Annotated in this window: 6 protein-coding genes; 1 reads left to right on the forward strand and 5 read right to left on the reverse strand. The window is 44.7% G+C overall.

Annotated elements, in window-relative coordinates; genetic code table 11:
• The 5 genes from V7D75_RS13670 to V7D75_RS13690 form a co-directional block, all read right to left on the reverse strand.
• Window positions 1-467: aminopeptidase P family N-terminal domain-containing protein (locus V7D75_RS13670; protein WP_333615004.1), on the reverse strand; the 467-nt coding region annotated here is incomplete at its 3' end.
• Between the two features lie 433 nt (window positions 468-900).
• Window positions 901-2,466: a peptide MFS transporter gene (locus tag V7D75_RS13675; RefSeq protein WP_333615005.1), complete on the reverse strand. Its 1,566-nt coding sequence runs from the start codon at window positions 2,464-2,466 to the stop codon at window positions 901-903.
• A gap of 306 nt (window positions 2,467-2,772) precedes the next feature.
• The gene (locus tag V7D75_RS13680; protein WP_333615006.1) at window positions 2,773-3,216 is read right to left on the reverse strand and encodes a hypothetical protein; all 444 of its coding nucleotides are present in this window, start codon (window positions 3,214-3,216) and stop codon (window positions 2,773-2,775) included.
• Window positions 3,217-3,351: 135 nt separating this feature from the next.
• On the reverse strand, window positions 3,352-4,926 hold the full coding sequence (gene lnt, locus V7D75_RS13685; RefSeq protein WP_333615007.1) for an apolipoprotein N-acyltransferase: 1,575 nt from the start codon (window positions 4,924-4,926) through the stop codon (window positions 3,352-3,354).
• Window positions 4,927-5,206: 280 nt separating this feature from the next.
• On the reverse strand, window positions 5,207-6,106 hold the full coding sequence (locus tag V7D75_RS13690) for an HlyC/CorC family transporter (protein ID WP_068403676.1): 900 nt from the start codon (window positions 6,104-6,106) through the stop codon (window positions 5,207-5,209).
• A 342-nt stretch (window positions 6,107-6,448) separates the two neighbouring features.
• Here V7D75_RS13690 and V7D75_RS13695 point away from each other — a divergent pair.
• Window positions 6,449-7,270: lipoprotein N-acyltransferase Lnb domain-containing protein (locus V7D75_RS13695; protein WP_333615008.1), on the forward strand; the 822-nt coding region annotated here is incomplete at its 3' end.

Raw genomic sequence — 7,270 nt, forward strand, 5'->3', positions numbered from 1 at the left:
GGCAATGCTGGACGGTCGTTCCATATGTCGGTCAAGACATCGCGCTCAGTGATTAAAGTGATATCATTGGCATCAAACGCATCAAGCAATCTGTCTTGCTCAGCGATAGACAATACATTGCCATCAACCGCCACGCTATCGCCTTCCGCTAAGTTTTTCGATAGCCAGTCAATATGATTTGGCTGACCAGGAGCCAGTTTTTCCAAAGTAATACCCGTGCCTTCTAGCTGATGCGCGGCGTGTACCCAGTAGCGACTGTCTGTCCATAGACCAGCAAAGTCAGCGGTAACGACCAGCGTACCAACCGAACCTGTAAAGCCTGATAACCATAAACGCGCTTGCCAATATTCTGGCAAGTACTCAGATAAATGCGGGTCTGCTGACGGCACGATAATCGCGGTCAAATCTTGTGCCGCAAGCGTTTGGCGTAGACTATCAATACGCTCGTGGATGTGTTGTTTATTCATGAAAGGTGTCCTTATTACTTTTAAAAATGAGAGTTAAAAAAAACGCTTGTGAGGCGACTATGAGTAGCCGTCTTATTGAGGCAAATAAATTTATCAGTATTACGTGAAGCCTTTATTCGCCTATAAAGGGTTTACTATTTTTAGAATGATAGCTATATAAATGAGTAAGAGTGCTTAGGCGTTTAGCCGAGCTATTATTAATTTCAGCTTAGTAATAGTATTTTAATAATAGTATTAAAGCAGCGCATCTCTAGATGTTTGGGCAGACAGCAGGCTTTCAATGGCGATAGAGAAATAACTCACTGATTGAAACAATAAAACGTGCTACCGATTATGGTAACACGTCTTATCTTTTGGCGTTTATAGGGACGATTGCTACTATAAATAAGCTAAATAGGCTTAATTAATCTTCACCATCCACTTAACGCTTTATTTACTGAGCCGCTTTATCGGCTTGCTCACTTTTTACCAGCATGTTATTGATAGGTTTTGCCAGTACCAATAACACCACTGCAGTCACTACCAAAAAGACGGTCATGGTGGTAAATAGTGTTGGTAAGCCTTCGATCTTGTCGGCTGAAACATGACCACCGAAGAACGCAGCGACCAAGTTACCCATAGCGACAGAAGCAAAGAAAAGTCCCATCATTTGCCCCTGCATACCTTTTGGCGCAAGCTTTGTCATCGCAGACAACCCGACAGGGCTGAGCGCCAATTCCCCTAAAGTTAATAGTAATAAGCTGCCCACTAACCATAAAGGTGAGGCGAGTGCACCATCACTGGTCAAAATACTTTTTGAGGCAAATATCATCAACGAAAAGCCTGCCGCGGTCAGCAACATACCCAGTGCAAACTTAACCATACTATTTGGCTCAAGGCCACGATTGGCAAGCTTGACCCAAACAATACTAACAATGGGTGCCAGCAATAAAATAAACAAAGGGTTTAATGATTGGAACCAAATACTCGGTATCTCAAATCCTAAGACATTCAAGTCAGTATAGCGATCGGCAAATAGGTTAAACGAAGTCGGCTGTTGCTCAAAACTTGACCAAAATAGCGTCGAACCGATGATTAAAATAAAGCAAGTCAGTAGGCGCAGCTTATCGGTTTTATCAAGACGCGGCGAGACAAACATAATCGCAAAATAGCCTATCACTACTGCGGCGATGATATAAGTCATATATTCGGCGACCGTTTCAGGATTAAACGGTAACATGCCACTTGCTACCAAAACCACGGCCGCTGCCAACAATACCAAGAAGCCGATTACCCAGCGACCGATGTTTTTATAGCGGTCATTGGCGTGCTCCCACTCAGGTTTTATATTTTTGGCTTGGGCATAGTGGGTTAAGGTTTTTTGCGCAGAAAAGCGGTAAATCAGAAGTGATACCAGCATACCAAGTCCACCAACGCCGAAACCTGCGTGCCACATGCCTTTTTCTTTAAACACCCCAACGATGAGCGCGGCTAATAACGCGCCAATATTAATGCCCATATAAAACAAGGTAAATCCGCCATCACGGCGCACATCGCCTTTTTTATACAAAGCGCCTACCATGACCGAGATACAGGTTTTAAATAACCCTGAGCCTAATACAATACATATCAAACCGACAAAAAATAGCGTCATGCCAAATATGGCGGAGAGCGCAATACATAAATGACCGAGGGCGATAATCACGCTGCCCCACCATAATGCCCGCTCTTGACCAAGCCAGTTATCAGCGAGCCAACCACCTGGTACCGCCGCCAAATATAATGAACCGGCAAAAATACCATAAATAGCAGAGGCAGTGACTTCATCAAAGCCAAAACCGCCGCTGCCAACGGTCGCTACCATAAACAGTACTAATAACGGACGAATACTATAATAAGAAAAGCGTTCCCACATTTCGGTAAAAAACAGCGGGCGTAGTGGCTTTGGGTGCCCCATAAACCCATTATCCAGTGCTGCCAATTCAGCTTCACTAACATTTACTTTTGAGTCTCTGCTCATAACTTTATTCCTTTAAAGACCACTGTAATGACGACCAAACTCCTGTTTATTTTGCTAAGCGGTCACATAGGCGCATTATTGTTTCACTTGGTTATGGTCAAGTAAAGAAAAAGTTATTCAATAATTACACAAATACCTACAAAAAAACCTGTGCTCAGTTAACCAAGCACAGGTCTTTAATGTTAGCTTCTAGAGTGTTAGCACTCTTAGAATAAAGTATCGTCACAACAGTTGTACTTAATTACGGGTATCTGACTAGATTTATACAAGTATTTGTTTTTATAACAAAATACTTAGGTCACAAGCTTACTCTTCAGTTTTCCAAGTATGCGTTAACTCTGCACCTTCACCACCATCCAAATCCGCATCGGCTTCTTCTGCTGTCAAGTTAGCATCATCAGGGACTGCGGCTTGATTGACAGTACCCTCAGCAGTTGCGGTGCCAGATTCAGCAGCAACGACCGTACCATCAGTATCGGTTGGCGTTACGGTAGCATCCGCTGGTGTTGCAGTAGAAGCTGCGTCGTCGGTATCGGCAGCTTCCGCTGTCGCAGCAGGCGCGGCTTCTTCTGTAGCAGTTGCCTCTGTTTCAGCAGTCGCTTCGGTGCTCTCAGCAGTGATATGCTCGCCTGCTGGACGCAAATAGCCAGAAATGCCGATTAATAAGACGATACCTAAAAATAAGGCAACACCGCCTAAGGCAAATAGGAACTCTTTCTTGGGATTGTTTTCGACAATATGTTCTGACATACCTTATCCACCTTGCACAAAATATTTAAAATATTGGCCTATTATATCGCAATTTATATCGATTTGTGAAAACCCTTAACGATTTAAAGGGTTTATTAGCGAAAAAACTTACAACCAAAGCCTATGGGTATTTTTTTATTTGACCAAACGTCTCTGCGGGGTCGCACGCTTGCCAAGATAGCTTAATAATAGCAGAAGCGCAATAATGATTAAAATAGGATAGTTACCCGCGCGCATATAAGGCGTATTACCAACGCGTGCCTGCACATTTCCGCGTAAGACGGTGCGCTCAAACTGCGGTGCGCGCTTTACGATATGACCTTTATGGTCAATGATAGCGGTAACGCCAGTATTGGTGGCGCGCATAAACCAGCGGCCGTTTTCAAGCGCGCGCATTTGTACCATTTGCAGATGCTGGAGCGGACCTGCCGAGCTACCAAACCACGCATCGTTAGAAATGGTTAATAAAAAGTCAGTATTGATGGCGTTTTTGCGCGTGGTGTCAGGATAGGCAACTTCATAGCAAACCGCCGCGCCCAAATTATGGCCACGCACGCGCAGCGGTGATTGATTGTCACTGCCGCGGCTATAGCTCATGATATCTTGGCTGCCAGCAAGGTTTGGCAAGATATCTAGCATACCCTCAAAAGGAATATATTCGCCAAAAGGCACCAAGCGCTGCTTTTTATATAGCCCTTCAGCGTCCGCGCCTAAAGCAATGACACTATTATAAAACGGCGGGGATTTATCGGTTTTTGCATCAAAAGCAGCGGTATCTTTATAAGGGATACCAGTGACCCACGTGGTGTCGGTCTCTTTGGCCACTTTGACCACTTCACTGATAAAACCTAGCGCTTCATCTTGAAACATGGGAATGGAAGATTCTGGCCACAAGATCATGTCGCTGCCCCATTCAGTACTGGACAGGGTGGCATAAATTTTTAGCGTTTCTACCTGATATTCAGTCAGCCATTTTAAATCTTGCGGAATATTACCTTGAATTAATGATACCGATAAGTCAGGCGTGCCCTTTGGTTTTGTCCACTGCGGATTTAGCAACCATAACGCGCAGCTGAGAATAAGCAGCGCGGCAGTAGGAATCATATAACCGCCGCGGCGACGTAACAGCTCGACCAAACTTGCCGCCAATAATACTGCCACAAAAGACACCGCAAATACGCCAGCAACGGGCGCTAATGACGATAGCCAATATTGCTCGGTAAAGGCATAACCGACAAATAACCACGGAAAACCGGTAAATAGCCACGTTTTCATCCACTCTTGCAATACCCAAAGCGCGGCAAAAGATAATGGCTGCTTACCGACGACACGATTAAAAATCAGCGCTAAAAAGCCATGAAACAAGCCCATCCCAAGACCCATTAGCGCAATCATAATTAGCGCCAGCCACACTGGTGTATCGCCATACACATGGATTGAGGTATACAGCCAAAACGCCCCGACGCACCAAAGCCCGGTACCATAAGCTTGACCAATAACAAAAGCACGCTTACCAGTCATATCTGGCATCAGTAAGGCATACAAAATAGCGGGCGACACCAACGCCACCGGCCAAAAACCATACGGCGCGAGGGCAAAGATAAACACTGCGCCTGCCAGCCACGCAATCAATATGGTCAACACCAGCGGCAAGCCCTTTGGCTTATCGGGGTTTAGACGTTTTTGCAAATCAACAGTAGACAGACGCATAGCAATTATCCAAAACCTTATTATTCAGTCGTTTAAAGCTTACATATTAACTTTGATTTATTCAGTGAGCGCTGAATGGGTAGCCATGCATCCGCTGCTCAATACAGCGCTCAAAAATTAAACCTGCCCATGATACCAGTCTAAATCACTCAATAGGTAAAATTGCGTTGCAAAATACCGATTTTAAAAGCAAAAAAAACACGATCGTAATCGTGTTTTTTTATATTTAAACGCCAAGCTTATGTTTAAGTGCCAAGCTTAAGTGATAAACATCAATAAATTAATGGCTACCTATTAATATTTGCTGATCAGCATTGATTTTGGACAGCTCAAGATTTTGAATAAAGCGCCCTTCAACATCGGTAATGGTAATTTGCCAATCGTCTATCACCACACTCTCCCCTTCCAAATCACCAACATGACCGAGCGCTTGCATGACCAAACCGCCCATGGTATCGACATCGGTATCGTCAAAGTGAGCGCCAAGCTCATCGTTACAGTCTTCAATCACTGTCGATGCTTGCACGCGCCACGTGTTTGGTCTTTCAGGATCGGCAACGATATTATTGATATCACTGTCTTCATCGAAGTCATCATGCTCATCAACAATATCGCCGACGATTTCTTCGAGCAAATCTTCCATCGTTACCACACCAGCAAAATTCCCAAACTCATCGACGACAATCGCCATATGCACTTGGGTGCGCTGTAATGAGCGTAGCAAGGTATCGGAGCGCGCCGTTTCGCTGATATAAAGCGGCTGACGCACCAAGTCTCGTAAACGTTGACTGTCAATTTTATCTTCTTGATCGCGCACCATATGTACGAGGATGGGAATCAAGTCTTTTGCCAATAAAATACCAATAACGGCATCATCGTCTTGGCTATCAAAGACCGGATAGCGCGAGTGCGTGGTCTCAAGGATGATATCCATCACCTCAGCTAAGCTGGCACTCTCATGCAGCCCAACCACTTGTGGGCGCGGGGTCATGATTTCGCGAACTTGGGTGGCAGGCAAATCAAGGACGCCTTCCAACATGTCCACGGTATCGGGTTCTAAGAACTGGCGCGAGTCTTGCACCAAACGTATCAGTTCATCACGGGTTTCGGGGGCGGTCGATAGCCAGCGTTTTAAGCCGCGCATCGACCAACTACTCGGGCTTGGAGCGTCTTCGGACATGATGATGTGATTTAACCTCTTTAGTTAATAGCAGTAATCAAAGAAAATAGTGAATAACAATTAAAATCTTAACCGTAGATGGGGATTAAAATAGCAAATAAAACAGCGACTTTATATTTAGGCAGTAGTCAAAATATTTAAATAAAGGTCAAATTATCCATACAAATCCTATCATAGCGATAAATGACAACTATATAAGTATAGATAAAAATAGACCAGCCTAATAAGTTTCACTTTATCGCAAGGCTTACGGACATTCAACGACAAATTCACTCAAATTGTATTGTCAGTGTGTTGCAAACTTTGCTATGGTCAAAGCCTTCATTCTTCAAAGTTAAACCTATGTCGCTACGTGCCTTTTTTTCTCGCCTGCTCTCGCCGCTCGCAAACAGCAATCGCTTAGAACATGGGGCAGCTCATGATCGCCAGCAAAAGCGGACTTGGCGCTATTACCTCGCGCAGGTTTTAATCGTTACTACGTTGCTCCTATCTGCTATTTGGCTGTTAATGGCAATTTGGTATCAATTTGGCATACGCTCATCGATTACGTGGTTTACAACCCTTATTATAGTCGGCATTTTAGCGGCGCTAGCTAAGGCCGCTTATGCAACAAAAAGGCATTGGTCAAAAAGTCCAAAAAATCGAGGTAATCAGCCATCAAATAATTCAGCAGCGCCAGATAAAAAAGTAGCCGTTAAATGGCTCATCGGTTTATATGGAGCAGTTTGGTTTATCGGTTTGGGCTGGTTTTTTTCTATCGAGCCCAAACAAGACCGCGACTGGATGGCGGAAGTCAGCGAAAGGGTCACCTATCGCCGTGACGCCAATAATCCTAACTTAGTCACGTTAACCAATGTGCGTAATTTTGACTGGCGTACTGATAAAGAGGCGGCTGAACACTGGGACACGCGCACCATTGATATGTCAAAACTCTCTGGCGTCGATGTGACCAACTCCTATTGGATGGGGCCGCTGATTGCTCATACTTTGGTCAGTTTCCGCTTTGAAGATGATAGACCGCTTGCCTTCTCTTTTGAGATTCGTAAGGAAGAAGGCGAGTCATTTTCGGCATTGGCAGGGTTTTTTAGGCGTTTTGAGCTGAGCCTGATTGCTGCCGAAGAGCGCGATATCATTTATACCCGTAGTAATGCTCGCGGCGAGCAA

The organism is Psychrobacter sp. (assembly GCF_036731945.1).
In the GTDB taxonomy this organism is placed as follows: Bacteria; Pseudomonadota; Gammaproteobacteria; order Pseudomonadales; family Moraxellaceae; genus Psychrobacter.